Annotated in this window: 17 protein-coding genes; 15 read left to right on the top strand and 2 right to left on the bottom strand. The window is 42.4% G+C overall.

Features of this window, described 5'->3' with window-relative positions; translation table 11 throughout:
• The first annotated feature begins 6 nt into the window (after positions 1-6).
• Positions 7-360: a carboxymuconolactone decarboxylase family protein gene (locus LH29_RS17125; RefSeq protein ID WP_045032162.1), complete on the top strand. Its 354-nt coding sequence runs from the start codon at positions 7-9 to the stop codon at positions 358-360.
• Positions 361-408: 48 nt separating this feature from the next.
• A complete protein-coding gene (locus LH29_RS17120) occupies positions 409-729 on the top strand; it encodes a NifB/NifX family molybdenum-iron cluster-binding protein (protein ID WP_052671047.1) in 321 nt (106 codons plus the stop codon).
• Here the strand turns inward: LH29_RS17120 and yjjX are convergent.
• On the bottom strand, positions 726-1,244 hold the full coding sequence (gene yjjX, locus LH29_RS17115) for an inosine/xanthosine triphosphatase (RefSeq protein ID WP_045032160.1): 519 nt from the start codon (positions 1,242-1,244) through the stop codon (positions 726-728). The two genes, LH29_RS17120 and yjjX, sit on opposite strands and share 4 nt — an antisense overlap.
• Positions 1,245-1,312: 68 nt before the next feature.
• Here yjjX and LH29_RS17110 point away from each other — a divergent pair, with 68 nt between their 5' ends.
• From LH29_RS17110 to LH29_RS17050, 13 genes are all read left to right on the top strand, one after another.
• Positions 1,313-1,759 (top strand): GNAT family N-acetyltransferase, encoded by a 447-nt coding sequence (locus LH29_RS17110; protein ID WP_045032158.1) that lies wholly within the window; start codon positions 1,313-1,315, stop codon positions 1,757-1,759.
• Between the two features lie 39 nt (positions 1,760-1,798).
• A complete protein-coding gene (locus tag LH29_RS17105; RefSeq protein WP_045032155.1) occupies positions 1,799-2,461 on the top strand; it encodes an AlbA family DNA-binding domain-containing protein in 663 nt (220 codons plus the stop codon).
• 90 nt (positions 2,462-2,551) lie between these two features.
• Positions 2,552-3,706: an alkaline phosphatase gene (locus tag LH29_RS17100; protein WP_045032153.1), complete on the top strand. Its 1,155-nt coding sequence runs from the start codon at positions 2,552-2,554 to the stop codon at positions 3,704-3,706.
• A 107-nt stretch (positions 3,707-3,813) separates the two neighbouring features.
• Positions 3,814-4,761: a bile acid:sodium symporter family protein gene (locus LH29_RS17095; protein ID WP_045032150.1), complete on the top strand. Its 948-nt coding sequence runs from the start codon at positions 3,814-3,816 to the stop codon at positions 4,759-4,761.
• A gap of 13 nt (positions 4,762-4,774) precedes the next feature.
• Positions 4,775-6,112 (top strand): 1-acyl-sn-glycerol-3-phosphate acyltransferase, encoded by a 1,338-nt coding sequence (locus LH29_RS24000; RefSeq protein ID WP_052671046.1) that lies wholly within the window; start codon positions 4,775-4,777, stop codon positions 6,110-6,112.
• An 11-nt stretch (positions 6,113-6,123) separates the two neighbouring features.
• On the top strand, positions 6,124-7,206 hold the full coding sequence (locus LH29_RS17085; protein WP_045032148.1) for a DNA alkylation repair protein: 1,083 nt from the start codon (positions 6,124-6,126) through the stop codon (positions 7,204-7,206).
• A 9-nt stretch (positions 7,207-7,215) separates the two neighbouring features.
• Positions 7,216-7,659, top strand: a complete 444-nt coding sequence (locus tag LH29_RS17080; protein ID WP_045032146.1) for a GNAT family N-acetyltransferase — start codon at positions 7,216-7,218, stop codon at positions 7,657-7,659.
• A gap of 108 nt (positions 7,660-7,767) precedes the next feature.
• Entirely contained in the window at positions 7,768-8,037 is a 270-nt protein-coding gene (locus LH29_RS17075) for a DUF4884 domain-containing protein (protein WP_045032144.1), read from the top strand.
• A gap of 127 nt (positions 8,038-8,164) precedes the next feature.
• Positions 8,165-8,617, top strand: a complete 453-nt coding sequence (locus LH29_RS17070) for a GNAT family N-acetyltransferase (protein WP_045032143.1) — start codon at positions 8,165-8,167, stop codon at positions 8,615-8,617.
• 355 nt (positions 8,618-8,972) lie between these two features.
• Entirely contained in the window at positions 8,973-9,308 is a 336-nt protein-coding gene (locus LH29_RS17065; protein WP_045032142.1) for a hypothetical protein, read from the top strand.
• A 144-nt stretch (positions 9,309-9,452) separates the two neighbouring features.
• A complete protein-coding gene (locus tag LH29_RS17060) occupies positions 9,453-10,985 on the top strand; it encodes an alpha/beta hydrolase-fold protein (RefSeq protein WP_045032141.1) in 1,533 nt (510 codons plus the stop codon).
• Between the two features lie 110 nt (positions 10,986-11,095).
• Entirely contained in the window at positions 11,096-11,635 is a 540-nt protein-coding gene (locus tag LH29_RS17055; protein WP_157493742.1) for a helix-turn-helix domain-containing protein, read from the top strand.
• Between the two features lie 152 nt (positions 11,636-11,787).
• Positions 11,788-13,581 carry a cation:proton antiporter gene (locus LH29_RS17050; RefSeq protein WP_052671045.1) on the top strand — a complete coding sequence of 598 codons (1,794 nt, stop codon included), beginning with the start codon at positions 11,788-11,790 and terminating at the stop codon, positions 13,579-13,581.
• A gap of 292 nt (positions 13,582-13,873) precedes the next feature.
• On the opposite strand, the gene gltA is transcribed toward LH29_RS17050, so the two are convergent.
• Positions 13,874-16,135 (bottom strand): NADPH-dependent glutamate synthase, encoded by a 2,262-nt coding sequence (gltA, locus tag LH29_RS17045; protein ID WP_045032137.1) that lies wholly within the window; start codon positions 16,133-16,135, stop codon positions 13,874-13,876.
• Positions 16,136-16,253 lie beyond the last annotated feature (118 nt).

Below are 16,253 nucleotides of genomic sequence, written 5' to 3'. Positions count from 1 at the left end.
AAAGTTATGGGAAATTTAGTGGAAGAGTTTGGCAGTTACCGGGCAAAAATGAATGAGAAAATTCTGGCTTCGGACAATAAAGTGATGAAACGTATTTATAGTCTCGATACGCTAACTTATAAAGAAGGTGCTCTGGGTGCCAACGTAAAAGAAATGCTGGGGCTGGCAACATCGCTGGTGTTGCGCTGCGATGACTGCGTAAAATACCACCTCGAAAAATGCCATGAGCTAAATGTTACCACCGACGAAGTTTTTGAAGTATTTAGTGTAGCCAACGTAGTAGGCGGAACCATTTGTATTCCGCACACGCGAAGAGCCGTTGAATACTGGGAAGAACTGAACAAATTAAAAAAAGATTAAACATTTTGGGATATAATTGTTATTATTAAAATCTAAAAGAGTTAAACTATGAGTAAAATATTTGCGATTACATCCTCAGGCAAAACAGAAAAGTCATTTCTCGACCTCCGTTTCGGAAAGTGCGAATACATTGTATTGTTTGACGTTGACAAAAACCAGTATTCTATTGAGGAAAATAAATTTATTGAAGAATCGCACAGCGGAATTAAATTAGTTGATTTCTTAAAAGAACAGGGAGTAACCACCATTGTAACCGGCGAAGTAGGGCCAATGGTTAGCGAGCGTCTGGAAAAAGAGAAACTGCAACTGGTACTTTTACACGAAGAGCGCATCCGCGTTGACGAAATTATGGATCGAATAGAAGGCTAATATAAACCGGGGTTTAAAAATGACACCAACGCAAGCTGTACCGCCTGTTTATAAAGGGCGGTCCGGTTAATTTTATTCCCCGTTAACAGCCCCACAGCACCGCTTTTTTGTTTCGAGTTTTGCTGTTTAAACAACATATCGTTGGCATCGCCCAACTCATAACCTTCGGCAATTAATTCGGCAACTTTAGCCGGCAACTGAAAGCTTGTTGTTCGTGCCTTGCCGGTTTTTTCTCCCGATGAGATAACAATCCAGGCAAAAGCTTCTACTTCCGAACCATTAACCGAAAGTCCGCCTTCAATACCCACCCAATAGTCGGCATCACTAAATTTCTTTCGGGCATTCTCCACGCGGTTTATAGCACCTTTTAAAGTTTCAGCGTCGCTTTTGGGCTGATCCGAAACACCCGACTCAACTGAAACACCCAACACTTCCACTCCTTCAAAATAGGTACTAAATCCTGCATCGGTGGCATTTATTTTCACCGGATTTTTCGAAGCTACAACTATCTTCATAAATTAACTTTGGCGAAAATTAATGATTTCTGTGGAATTACTATTTTCGTTGATTTCAAACTTATAACATGATAATACGACAAGCAACTTTACAGGACCATAAAACACTGGTAGAATTTCAGCTGGCAATGGCACACGAAACAGAAGGCATTGAACTGCACGCGCCAACCGTTGAATTAGGCGTTGAAGCTGTTTTAAACGACAGCAACAAAGGCAACTATTACGTAGCCGAAGTTAACGGACAGGTTGTAAGCTCCTTGCTAACCACTTTTGAATGGAGCGACTGGCGCAACGGAACAATATTGTGGATACAATCGGTTTATGTAATGCCCGATTTCAGGCGAAAAGGTGTTTACCGTAAAATGTATGCGCACATAAAAGATATGGTAATGAAAGCCGACAACCTGAACGGAATTCGTCTGTATGCCGACAAAACAAATGTGGCTGCACAAAAAACCTACGAAAACCTTGGAATGAACCAGGACCACTATGTAACGTTTGAATGGATGAAATAGTGACGGATTAACACCGAACAGGAAAAAAGGAATTAACGCATGAGCAGTTATATTTATAAACTTATTGCAGAGGGAGAACATCAGCAGCAGGACTTTAAGTTTTGTATTAACGACTCGAAAAAAATTGCCAAATCGTTGGTGGCCTTTGCCAATACCGATGGAGGGCGTTTGCTTATTGGCGTAAAAGACAATGGCAAAATTGCCGGCATTAGCAGCGACGAAGAGTTTTATATGATTGAGGCGGCGGCAAAAATATACAGCAAACCTCAGATTAATTTTACCACACACCAATGGCAAATTGAGGGGAAAACCGTTTTAGAGATCGGGATTGAAGCCAGCGATAAAAAACCACATTTTGCAAAAGACGAAAACGGAAAATGGCTGGTCTACATCAGGCAGAAAGACGAAAATATTCTGGCCCACAAAATACAGCTAGAAGTGTGGAGCAAGGAGAAAAGCCCTAAAGGCGTTTACTTTAGCTACTCCGACAACGAGCGTTTTCTGATCGACTTCTTACGAAACAATGAATCCATCACTTTTTCAAAATTCATGCGAAAGGCACATTTATCGCGTAAAAAAGCAGAAGAAATACTGAGCAACTTTGTAATTATCGACATCATAAAAATGCATACCACGCAGGATGGAACCTATTTTACGCTGAATACCGAATTTGATAAAGAAGAAATTGAAAAGTTCAGTTGACTTTACAAAACTATTCACAGTTTTTTATTGTTAATTTAAGGTTCAATAATTGAAATACTATACATTTACAGCACTAAATAAAGAAAAGACATGTTACAGAAATTATTTTTTTCACTTGCCTTTTGTGCCCTTTCTTTCGGGACATTTGCGCAAGATGCATACCTGAATGCAGAGTCAGAAGATACAGATAAAGTTTACCCGGGAAACGCTCCTTACGAGGTAAAAATGTATCCGCAAAAGTTTAAAGCTGAGAAACCAAAAAACATTATTTTCCTTATCGGCGACGGTATGGGAGTAAGCCAGGTTTTTGCGGGAATTACAGCTAACCAGGGGCACTTGTTTCTCGACAACTTCCGTCACATCGGTTTTTCAAAAACCCAATCGGCCGACAATTACATTACCGACTCGGCAGCCGGCGGAACAGCCCTTGCATGTGGTGTAAGAACTTATAACGGAGCTATTGGCGTTGATACCGACACTGCTAAAGTAAAATCAATACTGGAGGAAGCCGAAGCTAAAGGTTTGGCCACAGGGCTGGTTTCAACATCGGCAATTACACATGCCACTCCGGCATCGTTTATTGCACATCAGCCCAGCCGGAATATGTACGAAAACATTGCTGCAGATTTCCTGAACACCGATATCGATGTGTTCATTGGCGGTGGAAACGATCATTTTACAAAACGTAAAGACGGTCGTAACCTGGCCAACGAATTAAAGGAAAAAGGCTACACTGTTGAGACCGATATTGAAAAAATTGCCAAGGTAAAAAGTGGCAAACTGGCCGGTTTAACCGCCGAAGTTCACAACGGAAGAACTGCAGAGCGTGGCGACATGCTACCGGTTGCAACATCAACAGCAATTAATATTCTTGATAATAACGACAAGGGCTTCTTTCTGATGATTGAAGGTTCGCAAATTGACTGGGGCGGACACGCCAGCAGCACCGTTTACATTGTGGAAGATATGCTCGATTTTGACCAGACAATTGGCAAAGCGCTTGAGTTTGCAGCAAAAGACGGCGAAACACTGGTATTGGTTACTGCCGACCATGAAACCGGCGGAATGGCACTAACAGGTGGCGACATGAGTACCGGAAGGGTGAAAGCCGACTACCCGACAACCGGTCATACAGCAGTTATGGTGCCGGTATTTGCTTATGGCCCGGGAGCTAAAGAGTTTATGGGAATTATGGACAATACCGATATTCACGACAAAATGAAAAAATTGCTTCTAAGCAAATAGGGAAAACCTTATAATTACAAAACCGGCATTGACCATTAGCGTTCAATGCCGGTTTTTTTATGAAATATCAGCATTGTTTAGTATTTTGCCGCTTCAAAACTAATCACATGAAAGAAGCACTGGAAGTTCTTGACAATGTCAGGCTCAATTTTTCTCCAACAGGTTTAGTAGCGCTTAACATCACCATTGCATTCATAATGTTTGGTGTTGCCCTCGACATTAAAATCGAGCATTTCAAACAACTAATAATGCGCCCCAAATCGGTTATTGTTGGTGTTATTTCGCAGTTTGTGCTTCTTCCGGCAGTAACTTTTTTGTTTGTTATATTGCTAAATCCCACGCCAACGGTAGCCCTCGGTATGTTGTTAATTGCATCGTGTCCGGGTGGTAATATCTCGAATTTTATGAGTGCCCTGGCAAAAGGCAATCTCGCACTTTCGGTTAGTTTAACGGCCATTGCTACGCTGTCTGCCACTTTTATGACCCCGATAAACTTTGCACTTTGGGGCGACCTGTTTATTAATATTTACAACAACCAGGGTGCCGGCGACTACCTTGTTCCCATCAAAATCGATTTCTTCCAGATGGTGCAAACAGTGGTCATTTTGCTGGGCATACCCGTTATTGCCGGGTTGCTAATCGCACAATATTTTCCGGTGTTAACGCACAGAATTAAGAAACCCATTCGTAAAATTTCGATAGTTATTTTTATTGGGTTTGTAATTGCACTGCTAAGCGCCAACTTCGAACATTTCATGAAGTTTATACACCTTGTTTTTCTAATTGTTCTCATTCATAACGGACTTGCGCTTTTAGCCGGTTTTAGCATTAGCAGCATTTTCCGCTTACCACGAATTGACAAACGAACCATTACTATAGAAACCGGAATCCAAAATTCCGGTCTGGCACTTGTACTCATGTTTAATCCCAAAATATTCCCTCCCGAACTGGAGCTTGGCGGAATGACCATTATTGCAGCCTGGTGGGGTGTTTGGCATATTTTAAGCGGATTTGCCGTATCGTCGTTTATGGCACGTTTTAAGTTAACCAGATAAACTAAGTTTTAAGATGAAATACGAAAAGTGGTCATTGGGATACTGGCTGTTAAAGCAGTATGTCCGTTTTGTCGACTGGACCATTCATGATAAAATTATTTTAAGCGGGACTGATAACATTCCCAATAACAAGCCAATTCTTATTGCCCCGAACCATCAGAATGCGCTGAGCGACCCGATGGCTATACTTCTGCACACCCGTTTTCAGCCGGTGTGGCTGGCACGTGCCGATATTTTTAAACCCGGCTTTATAACGCTGGCATTACGTTTTCTGAAGATTATGCCCGTTTACCGCATGCGCGACGGGAAGGATCAGCTTTCGAAAAACGACAAAACCTTTGCCGATTCAATAAAAGTATTGGAAAACAATGGTGCACTGGCCCTTTTCCCAGAGGCGGCCCACTCGGCAAAACGACAAATGTTATCGCACAAAAAAGCTGTTCCTCGTATTGTCTTTCAGGCCGAAGAAAAAGCCGATAATAACCTGGATATCCACATTGTGCCAACCGGAATATATTACAGCAGTTACTGGAAATTTAACCGCAGTGTGCTGGTGAATTTTGGCAAACCAATTTTGGTGAATGATTTTTTGGACGCTTACCACGAAAATTCCAGCGCCGCAACACTGGCCTTGCGCGATGCGCTTGAAAAAGCTATTGAGCCACTTACTATAAACATTAAAAGCAAAGAGCATTACGAATGTTTCGAGCTTATCCGGGCGATTTACGGAAAGGCATTTGCACAAAAAGCAGGAAGGCAAGCAGACTTTGTGAGCCGTTTTGAATCCGACCAGCGACTGGTAAAAATTCTGGATGAACTGGACAACAATAGCCCCCAGAAAGCGGAAAAGATCTGCAACGCCACAAAACAATTTGATACCGATGTGCGGAAACATGGTTTGCGCTCGTGGCTGGTTGAAAATCCGGAAAACAACTTCCTGAAACTTGGCCTCAATAAACTGCTTTTACTGATCACCTTGCCGGTTTTTGCTTTTGGTTTTCTATTCAACGCCATTCCGTTTATTGCCATCGATACCATTGTTCGAAAAAAAATAAAAGACTTTGCCTTTTGGAGTTCCTTTTCACTGGTTTTGGGTTTTACCCTCTTCCCTATTGTTTATTTACTCGAGCTCTGGGCAGTTTCGGGCTGGCTTCCTTTATGGTGGCACAAACTGTTGTTTCTTGCCTTACTCCCATTTGCCGGCAAACTGGCTTTTCGATGGTACATTCTTTTGCTAAAAACAATTGGGCGGGGACGGCTTTTTATCCTGAAAACATTCAGAAAACAACAATGGCAAAACTTAAAAAATAAGCAGGAACAACTCTTTGATGAACTCAATAAACTCAGCTAAAAACTACTACCATGGCCGACAAACTTAAAGACACCTTGTTTCCTTTAGAGAAAGTACAACTTTTTGCCACCGTTTTAAAAGAAGTGTATCCGCCGTTTCAATCGGAAGAATTTGTTGCCGCAGTGTGCGACAAAGATTGGCCGGAGCGCGAGTTAAAAGAAAAAATGAGGCATACCACTTTGTGTCTTCACCAGTTTCTTCCGCAGGATTTTGAAAAGGCGGTTGAAATTCTGGTGGCCATTGTACCAAAAGTTACCGGTTTCGAGGCCATTGTTTTACCCGATTATGTTGAGGTGTACGGCCAGGAACACTGGGACATTGCTTTGCCCGCATTGGGTGAACTGACCAAATGCGGAAGCTCGGAATTTGGTATCAGGCCATTCTTAAACAAAGATTTGGAAGGTGCTATGAAATACATGCTTGCCTGGGCCGACAGCGACGATTTTCGGGTAAGACGCTTTGCCAGCGAGGGATGTCGCCCGCGCCTGCCGTGGGCATCAGGAGTTCCGGCTTTGAAAAAAGATCCGTCGCTGATTCTGCCAATTCTGGAGAAATTAAAAGACGACCCGGAGGAATTTGTGCGAAAGAGTGTGGCCAATAACCTCAACGACATTTCAAAAGATCATCCGGAACTGGTGCTGGATATTTGCGAACGCTGGCAGGGAAATTCAAAAAACACCGACTGGATTATAAAACATGCCTGCCGCACACTCTTAAAACAAGGCAACAAAAGAGCAATGCTGCTGTTTGGTTTTGCCAATCCGGAGCTGATGAAAGTGGAAGATTTCCAACTCTCAAACACTTCGCCGGCAATTGGAGATGATATTTCGTTTCGTTTCAAACTCGCCCTCGATACCAAACAAAAGCAAAAAGTGCGTATCGAATACATCGTTCACTTTGTAAAAGCCAACGGCAAAACATCGCCAAAAGTTTTTCAGATAAAAGAAGTGGAAATGAAACCGGGTATGCACAGCATCAACAAAAAACACACCTTCAAAAATATGACCACGCGCAAACATTACCCCGGCGAGCATACTTTCGAAATTGTTATAAACGGAGATGTAAAAGCTTCGGCCAAACTTCAACTCAATTAAAAATATTACATGGATATTAAAATTAGAAAAGCAACTGAAAACGATTTCCCGGCAATGTTCGGGCTGATTATGGAACTGGCGGAGTACGAAAAAAGCCCCGAAAAGGTGAGCAACTCGCTGGAATTAATGTACGAGCAAAAGGACTACTTTAAATGTTATGTGGCCGAAACCGAAGAAAAGGAAATTATAGGCATGGCACTTTACTATTTCGCTTATTATACCTGGGTAGGAAAAACCTTGTACCTCGATGACCTGTATGTTAAAGAAGCTTATCGCGGCAAGGGATTGGGCAGCCGTTTAATGGATAAAATGTTTGAAGTAGCGAAAGCAGAAAAATGCAAACGTATGCGCTTACAGGTGCTGAACTGGAATCATCCGGCAATAAAACTATACAAAAAAAGCGGATTTACAGTTGACAAAACCTGGTACAATTGCGATATCGAGGACTTATAATCTAACACGGGTTCCCGGAAGGAACATACTAATTCTCCCCCCTCTTGCTTTACATAAACACATGGCATCATTCTTGTATTTCCCCAGCAAACATCAATTTTTAAAGCCATGAAAACCATTCAACAGATTATTGCCGGAGCACTTTTTATTCTATTTACTGCCTGCTCGGGTGTGCCTATAACCATCAAAAGTCCGGAAAACAATTCGACCTACAACGTTGAATACCTATTTGAATACGATGGCTGCAAAGTGTACCGTTTCTATGATCAGGGTGAATACGTTTATTTTACCAATTGCAAAGGCGATGTTACCAGCTTTGCCGGTGATTCAACAAAAACACGGATTGAAAATCATGTTCGGATTATTGATGAGGAGTAACCACAACAGCGCGGTTTAAGCAGGAAAAAAGAACTCATTTGAACTTGCCCAAACGGGTAGAATTATACATTTTTTGTAATTTCATGCCACCTTAGCGCGCAAGAGTACTTATTAAATTGGCAAATAAATGATACAAATAAGAGAAGCCCAACCCGAAGATGCAGGAATTATCCTGGAATGTATTAAAGGCCTCGCCGTTCATGTTGATCAGGTAGAAATGGTAACGGCCACCGTGCAGGACATTCGCAACACCATTTTTGCACCCGACACTCACGTAACCGTTTTTGTGGCCGAAAACGAAGACAAAAAAGTGTGTGGTTTTACGCTTGTTTTTAAATCGTTCTCAACGTTTAAAGGGGTTACCAATTACCACATCGAAGACCTGTTTGTTTTTCCGGAATACCGAAAACTGGGAATCGGTGCGATGCTTATGAAACACCTGAAAACCTATGCAAAAAGTAAAGGAGCAAAAGTGATCGACTGGTACGTTAACAACCGGAACCACAGTGCGATGGACTTTTACGACCGGATTGGCGCGAAAAAACTCGATTACAAATCGATTTATTATTTCGACGTTTAAAACCCACCTAAGGATGTTTTCTTTTCGGAAAGATTACATCCTTTGAGGCCGGTAAAATAAGAAATAATCGAATCCTCAGTCAGTCAGCCAGCCAACACCTGCTTTACCCGGCAAAGCTAAAGCTCTTAGATCAAACAAGGTACTTCCGAACCTCAAAGCATATGCTTTTTACACCACTTTCGATGCTATTTAGTTATACCTCGATGTTTTTTACATCTTATTAGATGTTTTTTAATTGTATCTCGAGGCTATTAGCATCGTGATTAACTCTAATAACATCTATTCTATTGTTTTATAGATATATATTTATGTTTTTTCCCTAACTTTAGAGGTATATAGAATAAACTTTATACTTATGGAAAAGAATTTTGTACTTCCGATGGTGAAACGAGTAATGAAAAGCAAGAATGTTAATGGTGCCGACATTGCCCGTGCACTAAATTTGCACCCCACTTCGGTTAATGGCATGTTACACCGCCCTACCATGCAGGTGCAAAAGCTTGCCGACCTGAGTAATTTACTGCAATACAACTTTTTTCGCGAACTGGCCACCAAATTCCCTTATGCGGAACCTGATTGCGCCGATACCGAATTGGTTAACGAAAATGCAAGCCTGCAAAGCCGGGTTAAAGAGCTGGAGCTGGAAGTAAATATACTGCGGCAAACCATTCGCGACCTGGCCGGTAAGTAAAAACCGCTTCATCTTGCTTATTTCCAATTGTATAGAAAAAACATTATATTTATTGCTGTATGTTACTGCTGCCAAATACACATGCAAACCTCTCAATAAAAAATAGTGGCACACAAATCTTATCCATTTATAAAAACGAAACAGATGAATATCAAAAGTTTTCTCCTACTGTCTTTTCTGGCAATTACTTTTTTTTCGGGATTTGCGCAACAGCAATCTACGAAATTAGCTTTTACCATTTCGGTGGATGATAACCTCAAAGACAGCTTTAAATCCAGAGGAAGGTTACTAATTTATATTTCAGACACTGATAAGTCGGAGCCGAGATTCTCATCGGGTTATGATGGTAATGAATCTGTCTTCGGAAAGAATTTCGAGAACTGGGACAAAAACAAATCCCGGAGAGTAAATGGCGATGGAGACTGGGCAAAAACCTCTGAATGGGATTTCAACTCGGTTCCTCACGGCGTATATTTTATACAGGCAGTTTGGGTTCATAACAGGGATTCTGAATCGCGCAGCAACACTGCCGGCAATTTATACAGTGCGCCTGTAAAAGTTGATACAAAAAACAAACAATTGGTTGAACTAAGCTTTTCTGAAATCATTCCTGAAAAAAAATTAGAGGATAACGAGTTAGTTGAGTTTTTTGAAATGGAAAGTCCGGTTTTAACAAAATGGTGGAACAAATCAATGCATTTAAAGGCTTCGGTTTTACTTCCTTCGGGTTACAAAAGCCATCCAAAAACAAAATATCCGGTACGCTATAATGTAGCCGGATATGGTGGTCGGTTTACGCGAATCAATTCTTTAATCAAAAATGAAGAGTTTATGTCGTGGTGGACTTCGGAGGATGCGCCACAAATCATTACTGTTTTTCTTGATGGAGAGGGACCGTTTGGCGATTGTTATCAGCTCGATTCAGAAAACAGCGGCCCTTACGGAGAGGCCTTAATTAACGAGTTAATTCCAGAAATTGAGAAACAATTCAGAATTGAAGGAACTCCCGAAAACCGTTTTGTTGATGGTTGTTCTACCGGAGGTTGGGTATCGCTCGCCTTACAATTAATTTACCCCGAAACTTTTAACGGATGCTGGTCGTATAGCCCGGATCCGGTGTGTTTTGCTAAAATGCAACTGGTTAATGTCTACGAAAATGAAAATGCTTTTTATAACGACCGAGGGTACTTGCGACCAAGTATGCGGGATATTTATGGCGAACCTCAATTTTCGATAAAACAGGAAATGACTGCAGAGAATGTTCAGGGATATTCGAACACCTATGTGACATCGGGCGGTCAATGGGGAGCATGGAATGCATTGTACAGCCCCAAAGGAGAAGACGGACTGCCCAAACCGATTTTTGATCCTGTTAGCGGTGCAATTGATAAAGAAGTTGCCAAGCATTGGAAGAAATATGATTTATTGAAATACACCGCGTCGAACTGGCCAGAGCTTGGGCCAAAACTCGAAGGGAAAATTCATATCTGGATGGGTGATATGGATAATTTTTACCTCAATAATTCGATGCGGGATTTTAAACAATACCTGAAAAGTACTACAAACCCTAAATCTGACGCGCAAATTGAATTTACACCTATGAAAGGACATTGCTCGAATTATTCCCACAAACGAATTTTAACAGAAATACAGCAAAAATTAAGTGAGATGGAATAAACGAGTACGGTTCAGACGGCCGAAAAACTTATTTGTCGTGTAAATGTCGTGCGAGTGCTGTTGTAAGTTATCGGAATCAGTGAGACATTTGAGTGCTAAAAAAAAACAAAATGGAAACAGGAAAACTCATTAAAGAACTACGGATTAAAAAGGGAATGACCCAGGAAGAGCTGGCCGAAAAAACAGAAGTGAGCACCCGAACGATTCAGCGCATCGAAAACGGGCAGGTAGATCCGCGGTCATACACCCTGCAAATGATTGCTAAAGCTTTGGAAGTTGATTTTAGTTTATTTGCATCCACCGATGCCGGTGAATGCGAGGAAAAAGAACACAGCAACAACATCTGGTTAGGTTTTTTACATTTGAGTGGCATCCTTCCACTGGTGTTTCCAACCGTGCTGATGTGGCGGGCCAGAAAGCACAAAACAACAGCCATGTCGCGCCACTATCGTTCGGTTATCAGCTTTCAACTCCTTATTTGTGGTGTTCTTACAGGTTGCCTGTGGATTTACTGGAAAGCAAATGTTACTACTCCGCTCCTTGGTGTACTTCTGATTAACACCTTACTTTCAATAACAAATACCGTAAAAGTGCTGAACGGCGAACCCTATATTCCTTCGCCATTTAGAAAAAACGAAAGCCCGGATTAATAGCCGGATAATAATTGGCGAACCACTCCTCCCCTTTGTTTATGCAGTAATACAACTGCAAACTCATTAACAACTTATTTAATACACCCAGGTATTCTATTTGGACTAAATTTCATATATTGTGAAAGGGACATAACGATAAAAACAGCGCTATGGAAGAATTTCACATTAATATTCTGAATATTTCTGCGGTATTGCTTGCAGCATATCTTGGAGGAGTTGCAATACGAAAGATCGGTTATCCGGCCATTCTTGGCGAATTGCTTATCGGAATTGTGCTGGGACCGGCCGTACTGGGATGGCTCGAATATTCTGAGGCAGTAAAAGTGCTGGCCGAAATCGGTATTATTCTGCTGATGGTTTACATCGGGATGGAAATCGACTTTCGCGACCTGAAAAAAGCCTCGTGGGCGGGATTGCTGGCGGCCATCGGTGGATTTTTTGTCCCTTTTGTTTTGGGTTACTTTGCCATTGTATGGACGGGCGGAACACCAATTGCCGGATTGTTTGTTGCCATTGCGATTGGTGTAACCTCGCTGGCTACCAAAAGCCGCATTCTTATCGATTTGAAACTGCTGAATACCCGCATTGCCTATGTATTAATGGCCGGTGCGCTAATCTCCGATACGCTGGCACTGGTTATCTTTTCGGGCATCACCAACTTTGCCGAAACCAATGTGGTAAACATTACCGAACTGCTGCTGATTGGCGGCAAGATCCTGGTATTTTTTGGACTTACCATTTCCATTGGCGCTTTTCTTTTGCCCCGTCTCGGGAAGTACATTACCCGCTCGGGAATGAAAAACAGCACCGCCTATTTTACACTTATTCTTATTGTAACCTTTGGGTATTGCGAGTTGGCAGAACTGGCCGGAATGCACAGCATTTTAGGAGCATTTATGGCCGGTTTATTTATAAAGGACAACCTTTTCCCCAAAAAGATTTCGAAAGAACTGAACAAAGCTTTTTACGATGTTTCCATCGGTTTTATGGCACCTATTTTCTTTGTAACGGCCGGATTTTTTGTGGATGTTACCGTTTTTCAAACCGACCTGGGTTTGCTGATACTGGTTACATCATTGGCAATAGTGGGCAAAATTGTGGGTACTGCTTTGTTCTACCTCCCCTCGCGAAATGGCTGGCGCGAAGGAATTACCATTGGTACGGGAATGAACGGCCGCGGAGCCGTTGAAATTATCATTGCAGAAATCGGCCTTGGAATGGGCATTATCGACAAAACGATTTTCTCCATACTGGTGTTTATGGCCATTTTTACCACCCTTACCGTACCTGTGCTTTTAAGCTGGACCACCAAATGGTTGCGCAAACGTGGCGAATTGGTTTATATGGACGAACGCCGTGGAATTGTATTCCTCGGAGTAAATCCGCTGAGTCTTATTCTGGCTAAATATTTCAAAGATCAGACTCCGGTTACGCTTATTGATAATAACCGCGAACTGGCTGCCAGGGCAGAAAAAGCGGGTTTCAACAGTCTGTTTGGCAACGCACTGCACGAAGACATGTGGGAAGACTTACAAGCCGACAATGTGTTGACAGTTGTAGGAATGACAACAAATAACCGGGTAAATACGCTGGCCGCAAAAATGGCAAAAGAAAAGTTCCTTGTTCCTGAAATTGCTGTAGCTCAATCTCCGTCAGAAGAGTTTAATGAAACAACAGAACTTGAGAATATAAATCTCTTATTTGCATCGCCAATTGGCCTTGATGAATGGGTGCACAAAATGCAGCATGATGAAGCCGGTGAAAGCAGCATTCCGGTTGAAAAAGAAGTGTCGTGCAAAGAATGGATTGCTGAAAATAAAATCGATCTGGAGAACACATTACCGATTCTGATCGAAAATGAAAAAGGAAGAATCAGGCTATTTAGCTCAGCAGAGAGTGTGCAGGCTGGCGATAAAGTGTTGGTTTTGAAGGCTGAGAAATAATGATCTCGGATTTTGTATACATCACAGAATATATTTGATTGGCGGAGTTATCACCCAAGATATTATTGTTACGAATTCCGTTCAATGAGGTTGCGCTGACCCCCTATAATCCCCCAAAGGGGGATAGTTCCTCCCCTTCGGGAAGGTCAGGAGGGGTCAAAAGTTGCTGTACTTATCCAATAGAACATAAAATATAAAGGAGCCCGAAAGCTCCTTTATATTTTATGTTGTCATCAGAGTAACCAGAAGAGTGATAGCCTCACTTTGAGTGAGACGATCACTGCGGGATATACTAATTCAATTGCGTATCGATAGCTTGTGCGGCGATTTTTCCGGCCCCCATGGCCAAAATTACGGTTGCTGCACCGGTAACCACATCGCCTCCCGCATATACATTTTGCATACTTGTTTTCATGGTCTGCTCGTCAACGATAATACCACCCCACGAATGCAAATCAAGCCCTTTGGTACTTTGTGTAATTAAGGGGTTTGGCGACTGCCCCACAGCAATTACAACCTTATTTACATCGAGCATAAAAGTCTCCCCTTCTACAGCAACCGGTCTTCTACGTCCTGATGCATCAGGTTCTCCAAGTTCCATTTGCTGATTTTCGATAGCTCCTACCCAACCGTTACCATTGTCATGAATTTTTACCGGATTGGCAAGCAACTTAAACTGAATACCTTCTTCTTTTGCATGTTCAATTTCTTCAGCTCGCGCAGGTAGTTCATCTTCTCCGCGTCGGTAAATGATATAAACTTCCCCGGCTCCTAAACGCAGGGCAGTTCGGCAGGCATCCATGGCAACGTTACCACCACCAACAACGGCAACTTTATCGCCTTTCTGCACCGGACTTGGTGTTTCGCGTTTAAAAGATTCCATTAAGTTCACACGGGTCAGAAATTCGTTTGCCGAATACACCCCATTCAGGTTTTCGCCTTCAATATTCAGGAAACGCGGTAATCCTGCACCGGTAGAAATAAAAATGGCCTCAAAACCATCTTCTTTCAGATCTTCAACAGTTAGCGATTTTCCCACGATCACGTTTTTCTCAATTTTAACGCCCATTTTTTTGATGGAGTCGATTTCTTCGCGTACGATTTGTTTTGGTAAACGAAACTCCGGAATACCGTACATCAATACTCCGCCGGGCGTGTGAAGTGCTTCAAATACAACCACCTCGTGACCTTTTTTTGCCAGTTCGCCTGCACATGCAATTCCGGCAGGTCCTGCACCAATTACAGCCACTTTCCTGCCCGAGTTGTACTGCGGAAGTTCTTCTTCGAATTTATGTTCACGTGCATAATCGGCAATAAAACGCTCCAAACGACCGATGGCCACAGGTTCATCTTTTTTGCCGCGTACACAAATCGCTTCGCACTGATTTTCCTGCGGACATACGCGACCACAAACCGCAGGCAAACTATTATAAGATTTTATGCTTTTGTAAGCTTCCTGAAAATCGCCTTCGGCAATATGACCGATAAACTCAGGGATATTTACATTAACAGGGCAACCGCTAACACACGAAGGTCGTTTACACTGAATGCAGCGCTTGCCTTCGTTTATCGCTTCTTCCTCGGAATAACCCATTGCCACTTCGCCAAACGATTTACTTCGTTCAAGCGGGTCAAGCTCCGGCATTGGCGTTCTAAGCGGCTGCATATTAAACTTGCCTTTCATTTGGGCAACAATTGGCGCTGCAGGCTTTGCTGCTTTGTAATTTTCACCCGACAGGCCAATTCTGCAGTTATGACCGTTCTCCTGGTCTTTGTACATTCCCTGGCGGCTGGTAATTTCATCGAAATCCACATCGTAACCATTAAAGTCGGGACCGTCGACACAGGCAAATTTTGTTTTACCGGCAATGGAAACACGGCAACCTCCGCACATTCCGGTTCCATCTACCATCAAAGGATTTAATGAAACCGATATCGGGATATCAAATGGTTTTACCACGTTCACCACCGCTTTCATCATCGGAATCGGACCAATCGCGATTATTTCATCGTATCGATTTCCTTCGTCCAATAATTTCTGAACAATGTTGGTAACAAATCCTTTTGTTCCGAGGCTTCCATCATCGGTAGCTACAAATACGTTCTTCGACAGTTTCGAGAATTCTTCCTGTAGAATTACAAAATCGGCGCTTCGGCCTCCTAAAACAACATCAATCTCTGTGTCGTTTTCGGCATGCATTTTTATTTGAGGATACAAAGGAGCCGCACCAACACCTCCGCCGATTCCAATAACCTTTTTCGGTTTATGATCAACACAAGGCAAACCCAACGGGCCGGCAACATCACTCAGATAATCCCCAACATTTTTTTGCTGAAGCAATTGGGTTGAGTGCCCCACAACCTGATAGATCATTGTTACCGACTGCTCTTCGCGGTTAAAGTCGGCAATGGTTAGCGGGATGCGTTCGCCTCCTTCTTCAACGATAATGATTATGAATTGTCCGGGTTGGCATTTCCTGGCTACGTATGGCGCTTCCACAACAATCTCCTCAACGGCAGGATTCAGAATTCTTTTTCGTAATATTTTATGCATAATTTTTATCAGTCAAGGTTGGCTGTCTGTTTTTTGATTTTCGTGCAAAATTAACCGGAAGTTCAAGCACCAATACAATCTTTTGTTATTCTTCGTCAGATTTAACGGTTTCAACAAA

It is taken from the genome of Draconibacterium sediminis (assembly GCF_000949475.1).
Lineage (GTDB): Bacteria > Bacteroidota > Bacteroidia > Bacteroidales > Prolixibacteraceae > Draconibacterium > Draconibacterium sediminis.
Note: the sequence above shows the minus strand (reverse complement) of the source record. Positions and strands in the feature narration are given on the sequence as shown.